Here is a 19,468-nt window from a genome sequence, read left to right as displayed (position 1 = left end):
GACTTTACAACAACATGTTTAATTCAGACACTATTACCAAATTCCAGTCTACCGAAACGCCATTTTATTATTATGATATGGAGGTGCTGCGCCAAACCTTACAGGCTTGTCATGATGCTTCGGCTCAATACAATTTCCATGTGCATTATGCTTTAAAGGCTAACTTTAACCCGAAGGTGCTTGATATGATCCAGTCGTTTGGTTTTGGTGCCGATTGTGTAAGCGGTGGCGAGGTTAAAGCAGCTATTGAACATGGCTTTGGTAAAGAGAAAGTGGTTTTCGCGGGCGTTGGTAAATCAGACAAAGAAATAAACCTGGCGCTGGATGCTGATATCTTCTGCTTTAATGTTGAATCGGTACAGGAGCTGCATATCATCAATGAACTGGCAGCAGCTAAAAACAAAGTGGCCAAAGTGGCTATCCGCATTAACCCGAATGTTGATGCGCATACCCATCATTTTATTACTACCGGTTTAGACGAGAATAAATTTGGCGTTAACACCTGGCAATTAACCGACGTGGTTGAGGCCTTACGTGCCAGCAAGAATCTTGAATTTTTAGGGATCCATTTTCATATCGGGTCGCAAATAACAGATATGGAAGTTTACAAAAGCCTTTGTATCCGTATCAACGAAATGCAGGACTGGTTTGAAGATCACGGCTTCCAGATTAAAGTTTTAAATACAGGCGGCGGTTTAGGGGTTGATTATTATAACCCGGATACCAATACCATAAGCGATTTTGAAAGCTATTTTAAAGTATTTAAAGACTTTTTAAATGTAAAACCGGGCCAGGAAGTTCACTTCGAATTGGGCCGCGCATTGGTGGCACAAAGCGCTTCGTTAATAAGCAGGGTGCTGTATGTTAAAAACGGACAAAAGAAAAACTTTTTGGTACTTGATGCCGGCATGACCGAATTGATCCGCCCAATGCTGTACCAGGCGTACCATGTAATAGAAAATCTAACTCAAAACTCATCACCCACTACTCAAGACTTAAAGTATGACGTTGTTGGGCCAATATGCGAGAGTACCGATTGTTTCCGTAAGGATGTCGATCTGCCCGAGTCTTTCCGTGGCGATATTATCGCGGTGCGCAGCGCCGGCGCTTATGGCGAGGTAATGGCGTCAGGGTATAACCTGCGCGAAAGGGTACAGAGTGTGTATTCGGAGTAATTAAAATTTATAGCCTTATAAAAACGTACTAACGCAGTAATAACTGATCAAAAAAATCGCCGGTGTAATCAGCAGAAAAATGCAGGATGTTTTGATATGCTTCAAACTCATGCTGCTGGTGTGTGGTGGTTAATATTACCGCGTTCATCCCGGCGTTTAAAGCTGCTTCCGCTCCTTTAGGCACGTCTTCAAATACAATGCAATCCGTTACCGATACGTATAGTTTCTCAGCAGCTTTTAAATAAGTTTCGGGGTTAGGCTTGCTTAGCTCTACATCATCAGCGCTTATAATAGCGGTAAAATAATGCCTGATGTTTAAATTATCCAATACGTAATCAATATTATAGGGTATGGCTGCCGACCCAATAGCCATTGGGATCCCTTTTTGCCAGGCCGTTTCCAGGAATTTATCCAGGCCGTTAACCAGTTTAAGATGGGGTAAAAACTCGGCCTGGTATTGCTTTTCCTTTTCGAGCGATAGCATGTTCATCTCATCAAGGGTAAACCTGTCCTGCCCAAACATACGTACCAGCACTTCGGGGTTTTTGCCGTACATCTGCTCCTTTACTTCAGCCGGGGTAAAGCTTCCGCCTAACTCGTCGTTTAATAATCGTCGCCAGGCTTTGGCATGGTATTCCATGTCGTCAACCATAGTACCGTTTAAATCAAAGATAAAAGCTTTCATAAATGTAGTATTGGTTAAAATAGCTTATTGTACTGCTGTACTGTGCCAGGTACAGGTGACACACCTGACACAGCTGGTACACCTGGTACACCTGGTACAGTTGTAAATTATTGCAGTTTTATTTGTAACGTATCCGTAACTACAATTTCGGGTTTGCCTTTATAATCTATCACCTGCCCTGTTATGCATACTTTTTTACCTTTAAAGTATTCTTCGGGCGCTACTTTAAATTTCTTACGGTCGTCGCCTTTAATTAAAAGGGTTAAGGCTTCATTAGGGTGGCTGCCGCCTACATCAACCAAAGTAATATTTGCGCCGCTTAAAAACTTACCGCCAAAAATCTGGTCGCAAATAACAACTTTCTCGTTAATATGCTTGGCCGCATCTTTAGCAGCTATGCTGGTTTGTCCGTAGGTTTTTATGGTAGTAGCGGCTATTAACAAGCCGGTAACAATAATCAGTTTCTTCATTTTTTTTGTTTAATTACCAGCCGTAAAAGTACAAATTATGGCGCTTTATAAGACGGTTGTTTATGGCCTGTCGCTATTTAATTACTTACCGGTTACCGTCGTTATAGATTATTATGTCTACATTTGTACTTTAATAATATATAATATAATGCAAAAAGAAGGAACAGTAAAATTTTTTAATGAAACAAAAGGATTCGGATTTATTACACCAGAAAACGGTGGCCAGGATGTATTTGTTCATTCAACAGGTCTGATCGACGAAATCCGTGAAAACGATAAAGTTGAGTTCGAAGTAGAGAACGGCAGAAAAGGCCTTAATGCGGTAAATGTAAAAGTTATCTAAGTATAATATTTTCTAAACGTATTCCAAAAACATCCGCCCAATAGGCGGATGTTTTTTTTTGGCCCAACCGAGCGGCCGAGGTTGGCACTGTTGTTGTGTTACAGGTACATATCTACATAAAAAATTGAAAACCATGAAAGATCAATCAAAACTTATAGCAGCCTTATTAGTAGGTGCAGCCGCAGGCGCGGTACTTGGATTATTATTTGCACCCGATAAAGGTGAAGAAACCAGGGGTAGCATAGCCGGTTATGCCGACGACGTTGTTGGAAGAGCAAAGGACCGCGCGCGTTCAGCATCCGATCAGTTAAAAGAGTATGGTACCAGTGCCTTTGAAAAAGCTAAATCAAAATTTGGCAGCGCTGCTGATGATCTGTATAATTATAGAGACGGTGTGTCTGATGAGATCCGCTCAAAAGCTGATGATGTTGCCGATGAAGCGAAAGATCAGGCAAGCAATGCAAAATCTAAAGTAAAAAATGTGGCTGATGATCTGAATGATTCTATTCAGAACGCGTAGCCCCTCTATCCCCAATTGGCGGAGGTATTATAAACACATTAAAACGCCTGCACTTTTTGTGCAGGCGTTTTTGTTAGCAGTAAAACTGTTTGAAAGATTTTTTATATTTATAAAAAAATAAGTATGCCGGTTATTTCGATGTTTTATGGATTAATTGTAGCTATGTATTACTTAGATACCAGGCAACATAGTCTACCACATATTCATGTTAAATATAGTGGCGTTGAAGCGGTTTACGAAATACCTAATGGCAAGCTATTAGAAGGTTCACTGCCTGCTAATAAAGAAAAGTTATTATTAGCATGGATAGAAATTCACAAAGAAGACCTAATGGCTAATTGGGAACTGGCAGTTACCGGCAATAAAGTATTTAGGATAGACCCTTTAAAATAAAAGTATGAATCCAAGAGTGTTAACAGCAAAATATACGGGTAATCATCAATTACTTCTAACATTTAAAAACGGAGAAGTGAAACAGTTTGATTTTAGCGCTTATCTTAATTATCCTGTATATGAACCATTAAATAATGAAAATTTTTGTAAAAAAGTAAAGGCTATTGATGGTATTGTACAGTGGGATGGGGATGTAGATTTTGATCCCGATACCTTATATTTAGAAAGCAAGCCACTTCAATCCTTAGTACAGGCATAATTATTATTGCTTATCCGATATCTTCATTAACTCCTTTAAGTACTCGCCCCAAACTGTTGGGTTGGAGTGTGTGCCGTGCCCTGAAGTTTGGTCTGTAATAGGCAGCAGGATATAGCGGCCCTTTGCTACTTTTTTTATCTCACGTTCCATAAAGCCAAGTTCGGGCGGGTTAACTTCGTCATCGGCCGAGTTTATAGCAAATAATGGTGCTTTGATCTTTGTCAGGTAAGGCGACGGATTGTAATTGCGCGATGCATCAAAAGCGTAAATAACATCGTTAGCGTCAAGCGTGGTTTGGTAGCGTTTCCAGGTACGTTCAACTATGGCATCTTCCTGCTCACGGGTTGGTGCTGCTTTTTGCATTTGCAGCGGGCTGCTGCCCATAAACATTAAAACTGCAGCGGCACCTATCAGGCCCTCTTTGGGTTGTGTCTTATACTCGCCGCCCATCCAGGCCGGGTCGTTTTCTATCAGGTCAATGGCCAGCTTCCGGGTCATGCGGTTGCGGCCGGCAATTTCAACCGGGTTACTTGCCAGCGGCATCAGTGCGTCCATAAAATCGGGATAAGTATAACCCCAAACCCAGGTATGCATAGCCCCCATTGATGTGCCCATAACCAGGCGCAGGTGTTTAATACCCAAGTGTTCAGTAATCAGCAGGTGTTGCGCTTTCACCATATCGTTGTAAGTATATTTAGGAAACTTCATGTGCAGGCCGTCGCTGGGCTTGCTTGATTTACCGTGGCCTATGCCATCAATAAACACAATGAAGTATTTGGTGGCATCCAGCACCTGCCCCGCGCCAAATAAATTGCCCGAGAAACGTTGTATAGATACCAATCCTTTCGAGTCGCCGGTGGTGCCGTGTGTTATCAGTATGCCGTTGCTGATATTGCCCGCAGCATCTTTATACGGTTGACCTACGGTAATGTAATGTATGTTCATTTCGGCCAGCTTTTCGCCGCTCTCAAAGGTGAAATCTTTGGCTTTGTAATCGCCTTCTATGGGTGTTGGATAAGTTGATTGCGCTTTGGTTGCAAAAGCTACTGACAGCAGGATAAGTAAGGTGTATTTACGCATGGTTCAACGGTTATGTGAGTAGTACTAATATACAAATTTATCCGCCAAGTCATCCTGAACTTGTTTCGGCTCGACGGGATGGTAAACAAAAAAAGCCCCCGATAACTCGGAGGCTTTTTACTAAACCATTATTCCCCCTTCAGGGGGTTAGGGGGGTGTCTTATAATTTACCCAATTCCTGAACTAAATCTATTAGTTTGTTTGAATAACCCCACTCGTTATCATACCATGATACAACTTTAACAAAGTTGTTGTTTAAAGCGATACCAGCTTTTGCATCAAAAATTGATGTACGTGCATCACCTTTAAAATCCTCAGATACAACTTCGTCTTCAGTATAACCTAAAATACCTTTAAGGTCGCCTTCTGATGCTTCCTTCATTGCGGTTTTAATATCCTCGTAAGTAGCAGGAGTTTTAAGGCGTACAACCAAATCAACTACAGAAACGTCGGCAACCGGAACACGGAATGACATACCTGTTAATTTACCTTTTAATTCAGGAAGAACTAAGCCTACAGCTTTAGCTGCGCCTGTTGATGAAGGGATAATGTTTTGGTAAGCACCACGGCCACCTCTCCAGTCTTTTGCAGACGGGCCATCAACTGTTTTTTGAGTAGCAGTTACCGCGTGGATAGTGCTCATCAAACCTTCTTCTATACCAAATTTATCATTTAATACTTTAGCGATAGGTGCTAAACAGTTAGTGGTACATGAAGCGTTTGATACGATATTTTGATCTGCTCTTAATAATTTATGGTTAACACCCATTACAAATGTAGGGGTATCATCTTTTGCCGGTGCGCTCATTACAACTTTTTTAGCGCCTGCGTCGATATGTTTTTGTGCACTCTCCATTGTTAAGAATAAACCGGTTGATTCAATAACAACTTCGGCACCTACTTCGTTCCATTTAAGGTTAGCAGGGTCCTTTTCAGCAGTTACACGTATAGTTTTACCGTTTACAACCAAATGTCCGCCCTCAACAGCAATAGTGCCTTTAAACTGACCGTGAGTTGAATCGTATTTTAACATGTAAGCCATGTAATCAGGCTCAACAAGGTCATTAATACCAACAACTTCAATATCTGGTCTGTCAACTGCAGCTCTGAATGCCAGGCGGCCAATACGGCCGAAACCGTTAATTCCTATTTTCATGATTTTTTAATTTTTATTTGAATAATACGTTAATAGATTGTTTATAGGTTCTTTTATTATGCCCGCAATTTCAAGTCCTGCTTCGGCACAGGTCTCACGCAGATAATCCTGGAACGCAAAAGCTACCGAGCCTTCAAAATGTAATGCCGCTTGCGGGTATTGCTTATGTAAAGGTAACAAGTATGTGGCTATTAGTCTATTAAATCCGTCTTTTATGACGCTTTTCAGATATTCGTCGCCATCGTTCTCAATAAAAAACTCGCTGAACGAACTTAAATATAACGCGGTTTGTTTTTGGCGATAAACTTTCTCTAACAGTGTTTTCCGGTCGGCTTCATATTTATGAACAAACTTTTTCCGGAGGTTTTCTGGCAGTGTTTCGTTCATGAAACTTTTGATGAGCTGCCTGCCCAACCAATTACCCGACCCCTCGTCGGCCAGTATATATCCTAAACCATAGTTGTTTGGCTTAACCTTGCGGCCATCATACCAGGCGGCGTTTGATCCGCTGCCGCAGATACCAATTATACCCGGCGTGTTACGGTAACAGGCAATTGCAGCACCCTCAATATCATGCGATACGGTTACTTTAGCAAACTTAAAAAACACGGAGAAAGCATTTTGTACAATAGCCTGCAACTCTTTTGACGAAGACCCGGCACCAAAAAAATAAATTCGCTTTATTTCTTCGGCATGATGTATCAGGTTGATGTTTTTATTCAGGATCTGGATGATGTGTTTCTCATCGATGAAATAGGGATTGATGCCATTTGTTTTAAAAGACGCAATTGTTCTTCCTTTGTCTGACAAGCGCCAGTCTGCATGGTTTGATCCGCTATATACAACCGCGATCATTATATGGAAAGTACCTCCACCATTTGTAACAGGTCTGATTCCAGCTTAAAATCATGATGACTTAAAGCCTCATCAAGCGGGGTTAGTTTAATATGATTAGCCTCAAGCCCAACCATTTTTTGGCTTTGGCCGGCAATAAGCGCGTTAACCGCGGCAAAGCCTAAACGGCTACCCAATACCCGGTCAAAACTGCTTGGTGCACCCCCCCTTTGCAGGTGGCCCAATACGGTAACCTTTATATCGTAATTGGTAATTTCTTTTTGAACGGCCTTGGCCAGGTCATAGATCCCGCCGGTTTTATCGCCTTCGGCAACTATAACTATGCTGGATGATTTCTTGTTGGATTCGCCGCTTTTTAATTGTTTGATCAGGTCATCAATAGCGGTTGATTTTTCAGGCAACAAAATAGCCTCTGCACCGCATGATATACCCGCACGTAAAGCAATAGCGCCCGAGTCGCGCCCCATTACCTCAACAAAAAACAAACGATCGTGCGAATCGGCAGTATCACGTATTTTGTCAATAGCTTCAATAACGGTATTGGTAGCGGTATCAAAACCTAAAGTATAGGTTGAACCGTAAAGGTCATTATCAATAGTCCCCGGGATACCTATTACGGCAACATCAGGATATTTTTGCGAAAAACGCAACGCGCCGGTAAAGGTGCCATCGCCGCCAATTACCACCAGGCCCTCAATACCGTGTGCCTTTATGTTTTGATACGCAGTTTCCATCCCTTCATCTGTACGAAAAGGCAGGCAACGTGCTGTTTTTAATATGGTACCACCTAAATTTAATATGTTACTAACAGAGCGGGTCCCCATGTCGTACATATCGTTCTCGATCATCCCCTTATACCCCTGCTTTATACCAACAACATGTAAGCCATTAAATATCGCTGTACGTACAACAGCCCTAATGCACGGGTTCATTCCCGGTGCGTCGCCGCCTGATGTAAGTACCCCGATTTTTGAAATTTTACGCATCTTTTATACTAAAAAAATTTTGCACGAATATAAGGTGTGAAAATTACACCGTTAAATTTATTTTTATTTATTTTTGAAACCAATAAGCAAATATCTTAATAAATTATTAACTTAATTACAACGCCACTTTGGAAGATAAATTACCCGCGTTCGAGTCAGTATTCTCTATTGACTGTTTAATTTTTGGGTTTGAAGCAGGGGAACTGAAAATACTTTTAATTGAACGTAATGATGAGCCTTTTAAGGATTGGTACGCCTTACCCGGTTATATTGTTAAGCAAGACGAAAGCCTTGATGACGCCGCCGACCGGATACTTTATGAGCTTACCGGCCTGCGCGACTTGCAAATGAAACAGTTTCATACATTTGGCGAAGTTAACCGCCATCCGCAGGGCCGTGTAATAACCGTAGGCTACTATGCATTGATCCGCATTATCGGTCAAAAAGAATTAAGGCCGATTAACCAATACGCCCGCAAAGCCATATGGCACTCGGTTAATAATTTACCGAAACTGGCCTTTGACCATACTGAGATATTTAATAACGGCTTCAGCAAGATCCGCAGGAGGTTAAACCACCAGCCGTTGGCATTTGATTTGCTGCCCGAAAAATTTACCCTTACCCAGTTACAAGGATTATACGAGGCTATCCTGAACAAAAAACTGGATAAACGCAACTTCCGCAAAAAAATGCTGAGCTACGGCTTTTTGAAGGAACTGGTTGAAAAGCAAAAAGGAGTTTCCTATCGCGCAGCTAAACTATATAAGTTTGACAGGCGCAAGTATGCCAAGATCTTTCAGAATGAGTTGACGGCTTAGTAATTCTGAGTGTTGAGTTATGAGTGTTGAGTAAAAATAAAAACTACTAACAAAAAATGCAGATCCGATGGGTCTGCATTTTTAGTTTTATATGTATAATATTCTTCTCGGTGTCGACTCAACACTCAGAACTCACCACTCAAAACTCCTTACTGTGCTTCAGCAGCTAACTCCTGGTGGAATTTAACAAGGCTATCTATTGGTGAGCGGATAATGTTACCTACCTGCATTCCGTTTTCTGTACAAACCTCTTCCAACACATTACGGAAGTTATAGCCAACCGAGCCGATACAGTTAAAGGTATATTTTTGATAATCAGGATAATGCGTTACCAGGTTTTTAAAGAAATCTTCGAAAGATGTTTTAACCAGGTTGCGCGAATATTGAATATTTACATTATTGTCATACACAAACTTGCTAAAGCTGGCGCAAAAACGGTTTGCCAAAGGTTTGGTATATACCTGCTCATTAACATCATCAGGTGTTAACTGGAAGGTTTCCCAGAAAAGTGTACGTACCGCTTCCGGCATATATCCCCTTATATAATCGGTTAATAGCTTTTTACCAATATAGCAACCGCTACCTTCATCGCCCAATATATAAGCGCCCGAGTCGATGTTATTTACGATGTCTTTTCCATCATAAATACAAGTATTGGTGCCTGTGCCTAAAATTGCGGCAAAGCCGGCATTTCTGCCTAACAGCGCACGTGCAGCGGCAAGCAGGTCATGGCCTATATTTATCTTAGCATGTGTAAAAACGGCGCTCATGGCGTCTTCAACCTGCTTACGTTTTTCTTCGGTAGAGCACCCCGCACCGTAATAGTTAACTTCTGTTATTTTATCTTTTTCAAGATCGGTAGGTAAACTTTCATTTAACGAGTTGACGATATATGCGATACTTGAAAAATATGGATTATACCCCTCTGTGTTGAAGTAAACCTTCACACCTTCATCGTTAAGTAAACACCAGTTAGTTTTAGTTGAGCCGCCGTCAGCAATTATGATCATAATTTTAAAATTTATAAAATAGTCGCTAAATGTATAACTTCTTCTTGTAATAAAAATATTTGTAATAAAAAAAATATGACTAACCCTATAGTTTATATTAATATTACGTTAAGGTTTCAATCATATTTATAGCAGGCGCAATAATAAAAAGTAAAAATTCTAATTTATTTTTACGCAGAAATTTGCATCTTTGCGCTTTCCCGGGGCATCTCGGGAAGATGGTCCTATAGCTCAGCTGGATAGAGCAACAGATTTCTAATCTGTAGGTCTCAGGTTCGAATCCTGATGGGATCACCGGAAGCCTGGCTAAATTAGCCGGGCTTTTTTTAATATAATAGCGAAATACCCATTAATTATCGTACCTTGCCAACTTATATAAAATAATCATGGCAACAGGAACAGTAAAATTTTTTAATGAATCAAAAGGCTTCGGCTTTATTACACCAGATGCTGGTGGCAAAGAAGTGTTTGCACACGTAACAGGTTTAATTGACGAGATCCGCGAAGGTGACGCAGTTACATACGAAGTAGAAGATGGTAAAAAAGGCCCAAGTGCCGTTAACGTTAAAATCGCGTAAGTTTGGCAAAATCTACAGCAACATTTAGTAAAAAGGAAAAAGAAAAAAAGCGACTAAAAAAATCGCAGGATAAAAGGGAAAAAGCCGAAGAACGCAAGTCTAACTTCGTAAAAGGCAAAACCCTGGAAGATATGATGGCCTATATTGATGAACATGGCAACATCACTTCTACCCCACCAGACCCGTCGCGTAAATTAAAGATCAATTCCGAAGACATCCAGATCGCTGTCCCTAAACAGGAAGACATCGTACAGGAAATAGTGCGTAATGGCATTGTCGGTTTCTTTAATGACGCAAAAGGCTACGGTTTTATCAAGGACCTGCAAACGCAGGAAAGCATATTTGTGCATGTAAATGCATTAACAGAGCCTATTAAAGAAGGAAACAAAGTTACCTTCGAGATAGAGCCAGGCGCCAAAGGACCAACTGCGGTAAAAGTCAAAATTTCTAAATAAAAACAAACAAAGCCGGATAATTATCCGGCTTTGTTTGTTTAAATGCCTGTCGCGCTTGCGACATTAATTATATTAATCAAGGATCACAACCCATTTGCCTTCATCATTGATAGCATAGGTTAGCCCGTCGCTCATTTCATTTACTTCGCGGCCATGTTTTTCGCTATAATAACTTTTCATTTGGCGCACTGTTTCACCACCGTTCTCACGGCGCAGGTATAATAATAACGAGCTTAAATTTGGAGTCACTTCGCTTAAAGGCTGGTAATCACTCTCTCTTATAAATGCTGAACTCATAACAGAACAACAATCATATACAAGGATGGTTTCGTTTAAGACAGCGCTGTCGCCAATAAACTTATTGTAAAATATACACTAAGCCAGGTGGATGGATAAAATAAATTTCCTATATTTCCATCACAGAAGGTTACATTTTAAATTAGCTACTTAACTGATTGAATATGGGCACAGCAACTACTAAAACTTCAACCGGCGGTATAAGCCCTATTTACATTATCGGCGCTTTATTTTTTGTTTTTGGGTTTGTAACCTGGCTCAACTCCGTATTAATACCGTATTTAAAAATCGCCTGCGAACTGAACACGCTTGAGTCGTACCTGGTAGCGTTTGCTTTTTATATTGCTTATCTGGTGATGGCTATCCCATCGGCCTGGGTATTAAAAGTTACCGGTTTTAAAAAAGGCATGTCAATAGGGCTCAGCATTATTGGCGTAGGCGCATTGATCTTTATCCCGGCTGCTTTAACACGTACTTATAGTTTATTCTTAACAGGTTTGTTTGTACAGGGCACCGGCCTGGCCATATTGCAAACGGCATCAAACCCTTATATTACCATATTGGGCCCTATTGAGAGCGCCGCAAAACGCATCAGCATTATGGGGATCTTCAATAAAGTAGCCGGATCATTGGCCCCAATTATTTTAGGTGCCGTCACCCTAAGTGATGCCGACGCCCTGCAAAAAAAATTAATCACGCTGAATGCCGCCGATAAAGCGGAACAACTTAACCAACTGGCACACCGGGTTATAATACCATACATTATTATACTGATTGTACTGCTGATACTGGCCGTGCTGATCTATTTTTCAACCCTGCCCGAAATTGATACCGCTAAAGATGATACGGGTACCGAAACCATCACGATGCCGCAAACCAGTATCTTCCAGTTTCCGCACTTGTTGCTGGGGGCGTTTACCTTGTTTTTGTACGTGGGCGTAGAAGTTATGGCAGGCGACTCGGTGATCAGCTATGGCGCAAGCCAGGGCATCCCGCTATCTACCGCAAAATTTTTTACTACCTGTACGTTGGTTTGTATGACGCTGGGCTACATTGTAGGTATTATAGGCATCCCCAAATATTTCACACAGGAAAGCGCGTTAAAGATCTCGGCTTTTTTGGGGATCTTCTTTTCGTTAACAGCGATATTTACTACCGGTTATATATCGGTTCTAAGCATCTCATTGTTAGGCCTGGCAAATGCGCTGATGTGGCCGGCTTTATGGCCACTGGCAATAAAAGGGTTAGGCAAATTCACCCAGATTGGTTCGTCGTTTTTAATTATGGGGATTGCCGGTGGCGCATTGTTGCCGCTCCTTTACGGTTTCATAGTAGACCAACTGGTTACCGGCGGCCAGCTGAAAGCAACAGCAGCCACACATGGTTATTGGATAATGGTGCCTTGTTACGTTTTGATTGCTTATTATGCAATATCGGGCCATAAAATAAAAGCCAGGGTCAGCTAATCCGTCTTCCTGGTCGTTGTCCGATCTGGGGCGGGGATATTCTATTTTTTTATCGGCCCGATATATTTCCTGGCCATTACCAGATTGGCATACTTAATATAATGCGATTGCCCGGCCGGGCTTTTATCGTCATAAAACTCAATCCAGATATAATTGATCTTTAAGTTGGCATCGGTGCGCCATTTAAATCCTGCAAAAGCCGCTTCGTTTGGATTATTTATCCATGAATCTGCATCCCAGTGACCGTTAGGGAACCCCGGACCCCAGTGCCCTACTTCCTTGCCGTCCTGCCAAACTTTAAGTTCGCCGTTGTTAGCGGTTATCGGGTTGTTTAGTTTTATCATCAGTTCCACACACATCCATTTATCCCATTTCAATTCCTGTGCAGCCGGGCTGTGGTTTACCATGTCATTACCCCAACACTTGCCCTGCGCGCTGCTTTTCATATCGCCCCAATACAAATAGGTATCCATATTCGGTGCATTAACCGGTTCGTAAGCTATAGAAATTCTTTTATCGCCCAATCCGCAAATCCCGGCACGGGGGTTGGCGTAAGTAGTTGGCGGGTTATATCCCCCAAACCAAACAGATTCATGATGAATATATCCTTTTGATGACAGCGGGTATTTTACATAATAACGCAGGTAAACAGTACCATCAAACCCTGTTTTAAATACTTTGTATAAATGCCCGCCATCATTAACCGCGCCTTTACCTGTTATGGTTAAGGCGGGTGTTGTGCTACCTTCGGGTTTGTCTTTTATATCCACCATCATCCCCTCCGGGTTTTTAACATCATTATACCGGCCATGAATATTGGTTATACCATCATTAAAACTTTCTGTATAAAGCACGTCAGGATCCTGCGCTATGCCAACATCGTTTAGATATTTATCGGCCAGGGCAACAGGCGTAATGCCCAACGGTTTAAAACTCGTTGTTATGATGATAAAGGGTATGAAACAGAGATATTTGATTTGCATTTAGTTAAGGTAGTATTATTTAAATCAAAATCAACTTCCACGTGTTTTAACCTTATGAAAAACCACACCACCATGCCAAACGAACCCAAAGAAATGCCGGTAACACCTGATCGCCCGGAGATACAACAACCATCTGACCCAAGGCCTGCCGAAACGCCGCAACGCGAAATACCCGACGTACCGCAGGAACTGCCGCCGCCAACCGTAGAGCCCGCCGAGCCAAAGGTTATTTAAAAAGGCGAAAAACTGGTATCGGTGTATCTTATAATTTTAATTTTTGCCAGTTACTTTTTAAAGCCCGGTAAAGCTCTAATTCTTCGTCTGACATTGATGCGATAACGTTGATAGATTTACCATTTAACCCGTTAATTACATAGTTGGTTCTGGTAGTATCAAAAAACTGTATCTTAAATTGATTATGCAGGTTACTATTTTTTTGAACAATAGCTTCAAACGTAGTTTTAAAATTTTCCTTTTGGAATTCGGTAGCAAAGGGTTTCGATGACATAACACATTAACTTGTTGGGGGTTAAAATGTTTTGAAAAGTATTAAACAGTTATCCCAAAAACGTCTGATAACGCTTTTTTAGCCGCGTTATACCCGCACATTCCATGCACGCCCCCACCCGGCGGTGTTGACGATGAACAGATGTACAAGCCCCTTGCCGATGTTTTATAAGGCGACCACCGCAATGCAGGGCGGGTAAACAGCTGGCCTATGTCCAATATCCCCCCGTTAATATCACCGCCAATGTAGTTGGGGTTATAGGCTTCAACCTGCGCGGTGTTCATGGTGCTTTTGGCTACGATCAGGTCCTTAAAACCGGGGGCAAAACGTTCAACCTGCGCTTCAATAGCGGCGGTCATATCCTGTGTCGAGCCGTTAGGCACATGGCAATAGGCCCACGCGGTGTGTTTCCCTTCAGGCGCGCGGCTGCTGTCAAACAAGCTTTGCTGAGCTAACAAAACAAATGGCTTTTCAGCCTGGCGGCCCTGGCTGGTTTGCAGTTCGCCTGCTGCAATTTCTTCAAAAGTGTTGCCTAAGTGTATGGTACCGGCCTGGCGGCATTCCGGCGCGGTAAAAGGTATGGGGCCATCCATCGCCCAATCAATTTTAAATACGCCCATGCCATACCGGTAACGCTCCAATTGCCACTTGTATATCGATGAGAATTTATGTCCTGCTATCTGCAATAATTGCTTTGGCGTAACATCAAATAAAACAGCCTGTGTCGATGGTAATTGATCTAACGACTTGATATATGTCCGGGTTTCAATTGTGCCTCCTATCGACTTAAAACAGCCAGCCAAAGCGTTTGCTATAGCTGCTGATCCCCCCTTTGGAATGGGCCAGCCTTTTAAATGCCCCGTGGCCAATAGCACTAAGCCTATTGCCGCTGTACTTAAATTGCTTAAAGGTTGTATGGCATGTGCCGCCATGCCGCCAAATAATCCCCGCGCTTCAGTAGTCTTAAAACGTTTTACAAATGTTTCGGCGCTTTGCAAAGCTTTAAGGCCAAATTGCGCCATTACAAATGGGTGCCTCGGGAAACGAAGTGGCCCTAACGCGTCCTGGTCAATTAATGGCCAGGCGCCGGTTAACTCGCGCATTAATGCCGTATACGTTTGGGCATCCGCACCTAAACAGTCGGCTGTGTTTTTGATGGACCTGTCTAATATAGCGGCGGTACCATTATCAAACGGATGCGCAGCGTTTAAAGTGGGCTGGATATATTCCAGCCCAAAATCCGCCAACGGTAAAGTCTTAAAAAATGGCGAGGCTAAGGCCAGTGGATGGATAGCCGAACAAACATCATGCGTAAACCCCGGTAAGGTTAACCCGGCCGAGCGCAAGCCGCCGCCTATCTCATCCTTACCCTCAATTATCAAAACGTTTAATCCCTGCTGCTGCATTAATATAGCCGCGGCTAATCCGTTAGGGCCCGAGCCTACTACAATAGCATCGTAATCGCTTTTCTGTAAAGTCATTGTGGCAAATATAAGGTATCGAAAATTTATAGTAGTTTTAAACCACCTATAAACGTATTATGTTCAAAACAAGACACATCGCTGTATTGTCGGTACTGGGTTTACTTACCGTATCCTTGTTAGGCTTTATAAAAGGGGCATTGCCAAAACCAAAATCCCAGGCAAATAAACCGCCCAATATTATTTTGGTGATAGTAGACCAATGGCGCGCCGATGCAACCAAACGCGAAGGTTTTAAGTTAAATACCACGCCGTTTTTAGACAGCCTTGCCGAAACCGGCACCTGGTTTAACAAAGCCTATTGTGCCGCCCCTATCTGTGCGCCAAGCCGTATATCTATGTTTACCGGAAGGTTCCCAAGTGCCACGCATACCCGTTCTAATTTCAACATCACAGATGCCAGTTACCAAACCGACCTGGTGAGCGTTTTAAAATCAAAAGATTATGCCACCGGTTTTGTAGGTAAGAACCACACCTACCTTACTCCACAAATGTTTGATTACTGGCATAACTACGACCACCTTGGCGAACCGAAGGTAACAGATCCGCAGAAGCTGGCCATGAACAAGTTTTTGGGCAGCACCAATTTTTATATGAGCGAAAAGCCTGCGCCTTTCCCGGCCAGCATGCAGCAACCATCGCGCATTATTAAAACCGGCGAGGAATGGTTGACCAGCCAGAAAACGGCTGGCAGCACTAAACCCTTCTTTTTGTACCTGTCAATCCCCGAGCCGCATAACCCTTACCAGGTATCAGAGCCTTATTATTCCATGTTCCCGGCCAAGGATCTGCCACAGTTTAAAGCTGGCGCGGCCTCATTGGCAACCAAAGGTAATAAGTGGGCTTTGCAACGTGGCTTGTTTCATATGGGTTATGGCGATTATGAGAAGCAGATTCCGCGCATCCGCAGTAATTATTATGGCATGATGCGCCTGATAGACGACCAGATGCGCGGCCTGATGAACTACCTTAAACAAAACGACCTTTACGATAACACCGTAGTAATTTTTGTGGCCGACCACGGCGACTTTACCGGGCAGTACGGCCTGATAAAAAAAGGCGTTGAAGTACCCGAGTGCCTTACCCGTATCCCAATGATATGGCATGGCCCGGGCATTGTGAAAAACAAACTGCCGCATAGCGCCCATGTAAGCAACGTGGATATTATGCCGACAATCTGTACCATGATAGGCGCGCCCATCCCCGATGGGGTGCAGGGCCGCAGCTTATGGCCGCTGCTAACCGGAAAGCCATACCCTAAAGAAGAATTTAACAGCATGATGGTGCAACAGGGTTTTGGCGGGTTAAACTATGTTAATTTTGAAGAATACGACCCATATACGCAGGACGGCACAGTCACCAAAGGCCGGCAGGAAGCAGATGAGCTAAATACCTGGAGCCAAAGCGGGACCATGCGGATGCTGCGCAAAGACGGTTGGAAACTTACCTACGATATGCAGGGCGCGGGCCAGCTTTATAACCTGGCTACTGACCCCCAGGAGTTAGTCAACCTATTTGGCAACGAAAAATACTTAAAGAAACAGGACGAACTATTGCGAGACTTAATGACCTGGGACCTGCGCACGCAGGATCCGCTACCCATGCCGCATAAACAAGGCAAGCGCCAATACGGTTACAAAAAAGATCCGTTTAATTACTGGACTCCGTATAAGGATGAACCTGCTAAAAATTTGCAGAAGAATTTGAAGCTGTAAAGATCCATTCTACCATCCTGTCATTTCGAGCGATAGCGAGAAATCTATATTCTGTTGCGACTCTCAGTGAATGTACAGATTTCACCGGTTGGTAGAAATGATATATATTATATTTAGCTTTAGCATATAAAACGTCAATAAGACAATGCGATACATCTTTAAATCAGCTTCAATAATTATATTATTAACAGCAATTAATTCTTGCTCTAATGGACAGGGAACACATCCAAAAGAATGTATCGAGCTAAACAATAAAGGATCTGACATTCTAACAAGTTCGACTGATGGAAAAAGAGATTTGGACAAGGCTGTTGACTTTTTCAAGCAGTCAATTGTTTGCGATTCAACAAATATCACACCCTATATAAATTTGACTACCGCTTTAGACGACAAACATTTATTTAAAGAGGAAATTATTTTTTATAATAAAATATTAAAGATGACTAAAAACGATCCAGGAATGCTGGAGCAAAAAGGAATGTTATTTGAGCGCATGAACGACTCCGTTTCAGCAAATAAAATTTATAGTCTGGCGTTTTCTGAGTGCAAAGAACGATTGGTTCAAAATCCGGCAGACGGCAATCTTATTGGTATTTTGGTGGATTTGAAAGCTATCACTATTGGAACAGATGAAGCGATAAAAGAGTTGGACAAGCAACTGAACGTGCATCCCGAACTTTCGCCAAGATTATCTTATCTACACGAGTTTTATAAAAATTTTAATAGATACGCTTTTGTACATCGTCTTGCAACAATAGACGGGATACCGCAACAATAAAAAGTCCCAACCATAGCGGCCGGGACTTTTACATTAAAAACAATGTCACCCTGAGGCCCTCGAAGGGTTAGATATAACGATTGATCAAATTCTCGATATACTCTTGCCTTCCGCTGGCAACTTTTGGCTCGCCATTTTGTATGGCGTAAGCGCGCAAGTCCTCAAGGCTTAATTTGCCCTCTTCAAACTCCTTGCCTTTACCGCTATCAAATGAGGCGTAACGGTCGGTGCGCAGTTTTTTGTATTCTGATTTTTGCAGGATATTGTCGGCTGTTATCAATGCACGCGCAAAGATATCCATACCACCAACGTGCGAGTAGAACAAATCGGCCTGGTCGGTTGAGTTACGGCGGATCTTAGCATCGAAGTTAATACCGCCGCCCTGTAAACCACCCGCTTCCAGGATGATCAGCATAGACTCGGTTATCTCATTAATATCATTCGGGAACTGGTCGGTATCCCAGCCGTTTTGGTTATCGCCACGGTTGGCATCTATCGATCCTAATAACCCACAATCCGCAGCAACCTGCAGCTCGTGCTGGAAGGTATGGCCGGCTAATGTCGCGTGGTTTACCTCGATGTTCAGTTTAAAATCATCAAGCAAACCATATTTCTGCAAGAAACCAAATACGGTTGCCGAGTCATAATCGTACTGGTGCTTGGTCGGCTCACAAGGTTTTGGCTCGATAAAGAACGTACCTTTAAAGCCTTGCTTGCGGGCGTAATCTTTAGCAGTATGTAAGAACTTAGCCAGGTGCTCCTGCTCGCGTTTCATGTTGGTGTTTAGCAAGCTCATGTAGCCTTCGCGTCCACCCCAGAAAACGTAATTCTCACCGCCTAAAGCGATGGTAGCATCCAAAGCAGCTTTAACCTGTGCCGCGCCATGCGTTAACACATGAAAATCGGGGTTGGTAGCCGCGCCGTTCATATACCTGCGGTTTGAGAACATATTGGCTGTACCCCAAAGCAGTTTTACCCCGCTTTCGGCTTGTTTTTGTTTGGCATAATCAACCAGTGCCTGCAGGCGGCGGTCGTTTTCATTTATATCGTTACCATAGTCAACCACATCAACATCATGGAAGCAGTAGTAAGGCAGGTTCATTTTGGTCAGAAACTCAAACGCGGCATCCATTTTATCTTTGGCGCGCTCAACCGGGTCGCTCTTTTTGTTCCACTCAAAAACATGGGTAGGCTCGCCAAACGGATCGGCACCATTACCTACAAACGAGTGCCAATAAGCCCCCGCGAAACGCAGGTGTTCTTTCATGGTTTTGCCGGCCACAACTTTATCTGCATCATACCAGCGAAAAGCCAGCGGGTTATCAGAACCTAAGCCCTCATACTTTATCTGGCCTATGCCTTTAAAAAACTCTGTATCGCCTGTTACTATACTCATCTTACAATTATTGAATTAATGATTTTTTGAATTATTGATTTTATTATTTTGATTTCACCGA

At 42.7% G+C, this 19,468-nt stretch carries 24 protein-coding genes and 1 tRNA gene; 13 read left to right on the top strand and 12 right to left on the bottom strand.

The features are described from left to right. The first annotated feature begins 14 nt into the window (after positions 1–14). Positions 15–1,175 (top strand): diaminopimelate decarboxylase, encoded by a 1,161-nt coding sequence (gene lysA / locus ABIB50_RS11930; protein WP_429379951.1) that lies wholly within the window; start codon positions 15–17, stop codon positions 1,173–1,175. A gap of 28 nt (positions 1,176–1,203) precedes the next feature. On the opposite strand, the gene ABIB50_RS11925 is transcribed toward lysA, so the two are convergent. Further along, positions 1,204–1,860 carry an HAD family hydrolase gene (locus ABIB50_RS11925; RefSeq protein ID WP_429379950.1) on the bottom strand — a complete coding sequence of 219 codons (657 nt, stop codon included), beginning with the start codon at positions 1,858–1,860 and terminating at the stop codon, positions 1,204–1,206. Positions 1,861–1,967: 107 nt separating this feature from the next. Next, complete coding sequence (locus ABIB50_RS11920; RefSeq protein WP_429379949.1) at positions 1,968–2,330, bottom strand: hypothetical protein; 363 nt, start codon at positions 2,328–2,330, stop codon at positions 1,968–1,970. A 148-nt stretch (positions 2,331–2,478) separates the two neighbouring features. On the opposite strand from ABIB50_RS11920, the gene ABIB50_RS11915 reads away from it, so the two are divergent. From ABIB50_RS11915 to ABIB50_RS11900, 4 genes are all read left to right on the top strand, one after another. Then, the gene (locus ABIB50_RS11915) at positions 2,479–2,673 is read left to right on the top strand and encodes a cold-shock protein (protein ID WP_429379948.1); all 195 of its coding nucleotides are present in this window, start codon (positions 2,479–2,481) and stop codon (positions 2,671–2,673) included. 133 nt (positions 2,674–2,806) lie between these two features. Beyond that, entirely contained in the window at positions 2,807–3,193 is a 387-nt protein-coding gene (locus ABIB50_RS11910) for a YtxH domain-containing protein (RefSeq protein ID WP_429379947.1), read from the top strand. 123 nt (positions 3,194–3,316) lie between these two features. Next, positions 3,317–3,586 (top strand): DUF4160 domain-containing protein, encoded by a 270-nt coding sequence (locus ABIB50_RS11905; protein ID WP_429379946.1) that lies wholly within the window; start codon positions 3,317–3,319, stop codon positions 3,584–3,586. Positions 3,587–3,590: 4 nt separating this feature from the next. Further along, positions 3,591–3,845 (top strand): DUF2442 domain-containing protein, encoded by a 255-nt coding sequence (locus tag ABIB50_RS11900; protein ID WP_429379945.1) that lies wholly within the window; start codon positions 3,591–3,593, stop codon positions 3,843–3,845. A gap of 3 nt (positions 3,846–3,848) precedes the next feature. Here ABIB50_RS11900 and ABIB50_RS11895 read toward each other — a convergent pair whose 3' ends face one another. From ABIB50_RS11895 to pfkA, 4 genes are all read right to left on the bottom strand, one after another. Next, positions 3,849–4,925: an alpha/beta fold hydrolase gene (locus tag ABIB50_RS11895; protein ID WP_429379944.1), complete on the bottom strand. Its 1,077-nt coding sequence runs from the start codon at positions 4,923–4,925 to the stop codon at positions 3,849–3,851. 160 nt (positions 4,926–5,085) lie between these two features. Next, a complete protein-coding gene (gap, locus tag ABIB50_RS11890; RefSeq protein ID WP_429379943.1) occupies positions 5,086–6,081 on the bottom strand; it encodes a type I glyceraldehyde-3-phosphate dehydrogenase in 996 nt (331 codons plus the stop codon). Between the two features lie 6 nt (positions 6,082–6,087). Further along, the gene (locus ABIB50_RS11885) at positions 6,088–6,936 is read right to left on the bottom strand and encodes a hypothetical protein (RefSeq protein ID WP_429379942.1); all 849 of its coding nucleotides are present in this window, start codon (positions 6,934–6,936) and stop codon (positions 6,088–6,090) included. Then, on the bottom strand, positions 6,936–7,922 hold the full coding sequence (gene pfkA, locus ABIB50_RS11880; RefSeq protein WP_429379941.1) for a 6-phosphofructokinase: 987 nt from the start codon (positions 7,920–7,922) through the stop codon (positions 6,936–6,938). Before pfkA ends, ABIB50_RS11885 begins: the two co-directional genes overlap by 1 nt. Before the next feature lie 128 nt (positions 7,923–8,050). On the opposite strand from pfkA, the gene ABIB50_RS11875 reads away from it, so the two are divergent. Further along, entirely contained in the window at positions 8,051–8,740 is a 690-nt protein-coding gene (locus ABIB50_RS11875) for an NUDIX hydrolase (protein WP_429379940.1), read from the top strand. A gap of 149 nt (positions 8,741–8,889) precedes the next feature. Here the strand turns inward: ABIB50_RS11875 and ABIB50_RS11870 are convergent, their stop codons facing one another. Further along, positions 8,890–9,750, bottom strand: coding sequence for a BadF/BadG/BcrA/BcrD ATPase family protein (locus tag ABIB50_RS11870; protein WP_429379939.1), 861 nt, complete (start codon positions 9,748–9,750; stop codon positions 8,890–8,892). 220 nt (positions 9,751–9,970) lie between these two features. On the opposite strand from ABIB50_RS11870, the gene ABIB50_RS11865 reads away from it, so the two are divergent. From ABIB50_RS11865 to ABIB50_RS11855, 3 genes are all read left to right on the top strand, one after another. After that, positions 9,971–10,044: transfer RNA gene (locus ABIB50_RS11865), tRNA-Arg, on the top strand. Between the two features lie 92 nt (positions 10,045–10,136). Further along, on the top strand, positions 10,137–10,328 hold the full coding sequence (locus ABIB50_RS11860; RefSeq protein ID WP_429379938.1) for a cold-shock protein: 192 nt from the start codon (positions 10,137–10,139) through the stop codon (positions 10,326–10,328). Positions 10,329–10,330: 2 nt separating this feature from the next. Further along, positions 10,331–10,783 (top strand): cold-shock protein, encoded by a 453-nt coding sequence (locus ABIB50_RS11855; RefSeq protein ID WP_429379937.1) that lies wholly within the window; start codon positions 10,331–10,333, stop codon positions 10,781–10,783. A gap of 72 nt (positions 10,784–10,855) precedes the next feature. On the opposite strand, the gene ABIB50_RS11850 is transcribed toward ABIB50_RS11855, so the two are convergent. After that, entirely contained in the window at positions 10,856–11,080 is a 225-nt protein-coding gene (locus ABIB50_RS11850) for a hypothetical protein (RefSeq protein WP_429379936.1), read from the bottom strand. Between the two features lie 164 nt (positions 11,081–11,244). Here ABIB50_RS11850 and ABIB50_RS11845 point away from each other — a divergent pair, with 164 nt between their 5' ends. After that, complete coding sequence (locus ABIB50_RS11845; protein WP_429379935.1) at positions 11,245–12,546, top strand: sugar MFS transporter; 1,302 nt, start codon at positions 11,245–11,247, stop codon at positions 12,544–12,546. Between the two features lie 41 nt (positions 12,547–12,587). Here the strand turns inward: ABIB50_RS11845 and ABIB50_RS11840 are convergent, their stop codons facing one another. Next, on the bottom strand, positions 12,588–13,529 hold the full coding sequence (locus ABIB50_RS11840; RefSeq protein ID WP_429379934.1) for a hypothetical protein: 942 nt from the start codon (positions 13,527–13,529) through the stop codon (positions 12,588–12,590). A gap of 54 nt (positions 13,530–13,583) precedes the next feature. Here ABIB50_RS11840 and ABIB50_RS11835 point away from each other — a divergent pair, with 54 nt between their 5' ends. After that, positions 13,584–13,763, top strand: a complete 180-nt coding sequence (locus ABIB50_RS11835) for a hypothetical protein (RefSeq protein WP_429379933.1) — start codon at positions 13,584–13,586, stop codon at positions 13,761–13,763. Between the two features lie 28 nt (positions 13,764–13,791). On the opposite strand, the gene ABIB50_RS11830 is transcribed toward ABIB50_RS11835, so the two are convergent. Beyond that, positions 13,792–14,037, bottom strand: coding sequence for a hypothetical protein (locus ABIB50_RS11830; RefSeq protein WP_429379932.1), 246 nt, complete (start codon positions 14,035–14,037; stop codon positions 13,792–13,794). 41 nt (positions 14,038–14,078) lie between these two features. Beyond that, complete coding sequence (locus ABIB50_RS11825) at positions 14,079–15,518, bottom strand: phytoene desaturase family protein (RefSeq protein WP_429379931.1); 1,440 nt, start codon at positions 15,516–15,518, stop codon at positions 14,079–14,081. Positions 15,519–15,577: 59 nt separating this feature from the next. Here ABIB50_RS11825 and ABIB50_RS11820 point away from each other — a divergent pair, with 59 nt between their 5' ends. Continuing rightward, positions 15,578–17,233: a sulfatase family protein gene (locus tag ABIB50_RS11820; protein ID WP_429379930.1), complete on the top strand. Its 1,656-nt coding sequence runs from the start codon at positions 15,578–15,580 to the stop codon at positions 17,231–17,233. Positions 17,234–17,378: 145 nt separating this feature from the next. After that, on the top strand, positions 17,379–18,011 hold the full coding sequence (locus tag ABIB50_RS11815; RefSeq protein WP_429379929.1) for a tetratricopeptide repeat protein: 633 nt from the start codon (positions 17,379–17,381) through the stop codon (positions 18,009–18,011). A gap of 67 nt (positions 18,012–18,078) precedes the next feature. Here the strand turns inward: ABIB50_RS11815 and xylA are convergent, their stop codons facing one another. Beyond that, positions 18,079–19,407 (bottom strand): xylose isomerase, encoded by a 1,329-nt coding sequence (gene xylA, locus ABIB50_RS11810; protein WP_429379928.1) that lies wholly within the window; start codon positions 19,405–19,407, stop codon positions 18,079–18,081. Positions 19,408–19,468: the final 61 nt, after the last annotated feature.

Origin of the sequence: Mucilaginibacter sp. UYCu711 (genome assembly GCF_050433825.1) — a bacterium.
Lineage (GTDB): Bacteria > Bacteroidota > Bacteroidia > Sphingobacteriales > Sphingobacteriaceae > Mucilaginibacter.
The sequence above is the reverse complement of the archived record's forward strand: the minus strand, read 5'-3'. Positions and strand labels throughout refer to the sequence as shown.

What these genes read in the sequence shown, in the direction of transcription:
- ABIB50_RS11860 (WP_429379938.1), top strand. Translation starts at nt 10,137, where the DNA reads ATGGCAACAGGAACAGTAAAATTTTTTAATGAATCAAAAGGCTTCGGC.
- ABIB50_RS11840 (WP_429379934.1), bottom strand. Translation starts at nt 13,529, where the DNA reads ATGCAAATCAAATATCTCTGTTTCATACCCTTTATCATCATAACAACG.
- ABIB50_RS11850 (WP_429379936.1), bottom strand. Translation starts at nt 11,080, where the DNA reads ATGAGTTCAGCATTTATAAGAGAGAGTGATTACCAGCCTTTAAGCGAA.
- gap (WP_429379943.1), bottom strand. Translation starts at nt 6,081, where the DNA reads ATGAAAATAGGAATTAACGGTTTCGGCCGTATTGGCCGCCTGGCATTC.
- ABIB50_RS11885 (WP_429379942.1), bottom strand. Translation starts at nt 6,936, where the DNA reads ATGATCGCGGTTGTATATAGCGGATCAAACCATGCAGACTGGCGCTTG.
- ABIB50_RS11820 (WP_429379930.1), top strand. Translation starts at nt 15,578, where the DNA reads ATGTTCAAAACAAGACACATCGCTGTATTGTCGGTACTGGGTTTACTT.
- ABIB50_RS11835 (WP_429379933.1), top strand. Translation starts at nt 13,584, where the DNA reads ATGAAAAACCACACCACCATGCCAAACGAACCCAAAGAAATGCCGGTA.
- ABIB50_RS11905 (WP_429379946.1), top strand. Translation starts at nt 3,317, where the DNA reads ATGCCGGTTATTTCGATGTTTTATGGATTAATTGTAGCTATGTATTAC.
- ABIB50_RS11845 (WP_429379935.1), top strand. Translation starts at nt 11,245, where the DNA reads ATGGGCACAGCAACTACTAAAACTTCAACCGGCGGTATAAGCCCTATT.
- ABIB50_RS11915 (WP_429379948.1), top strand. Translation starts at nt 2,479, where the DNA reads ATGCAAAAAGAAGGAACAGTAAAATTTTTTAATGAAACAAAAGGATTC.
- ABIB50_RS11910 (WP_429379947.1), top strand. Translation starts at nt 2,807, where the DNA reads ATGAAAGATCAATCAAAACTTATAGCAGCCTTATTAGTAGGTGCAGCC.
- ABIB50_RS11925 (WP_429379950.1), bottom strand. Translation starts at nt 1,860, where the DNA reads ATGAAAGCTTTTATCTTTGATTTAAACGGTACTATGGTTGACGACATG.
- ABIB50_RS11825 (WP_429379931.1), bottom strand. Translation starts at nt 15,518, where the DNA reads ATGACTTTACAGAAAAGCGATTACGATGCTATTGTAGTAGGCTCGGGC.
- ABIB50_RS11900 (WP_429379945.1), top strand. Translation starts at nt 3,591, where the DNA reads ATGAATCCAAGAGTGTTAACAGCAAAATATACGGGTAATCATCAATTA.
- ABIB50_RS11920 (WP_429379949.1), bottom strand. Translation starts at nt 2,330, where the DNA reads ATGAAGAAACTGATTATTGTTACCGGCTTGTTAATAGCCGCTACTACC.
- xylA (WP_429379928.1), bottom strand. Translation starts at nt 19,407, where the DNA reads ATGAGTATAGTAACAGGCGATACAGAGTTTTTTAAAGGCATAGGCCAG.
- ABIB50_RS11895 (WP_429379944.1), bottom strand. Translation starts at nt 4,925, where the DNA reads ATGCGTAAATACACCTTACTTATCCTGCTGTCAGTAGCTTTTGCAACC.
- ABIB50_RS11870 (WP_429379939.1), bottom strand. Translation starts at nt 9,750, where the DNA reads ATGATCATAATTGCTGACGGCGGCTCAACTAAAACTAACTGGTGTTTA.
- ABIB50_RS11815 (WP_429379929.1), top strand. Translation starts at nt 17,379, where the DNA reads ATGCGATACATCTTTAAATCAGCTTCAATAATTATATTATTAACAGCA.
- ABIB50_RS11830 (WP_429379932.1), bottom strand. Translation starts at nt 14,037, where the DNA reads ATGTCATCGAAACCCTTTGCTACCGAATTCCAAAAGGAAAATTTTAAA.
- pfkA (WP_429379941.1), bottom strand. Translation starts at nt 7,922, where the DNA reads ATGCGTAAAATTTCAAAAATCGGGGTACTTACATCAGGCGGCGACGCA.
- lysA (WP_429379951.1), top strand. Translation starts at nt 15, where the DNA reads ATGTTTAATTCAGACACTATTACCAAATTCCAGTCTACCGAAACGCCA.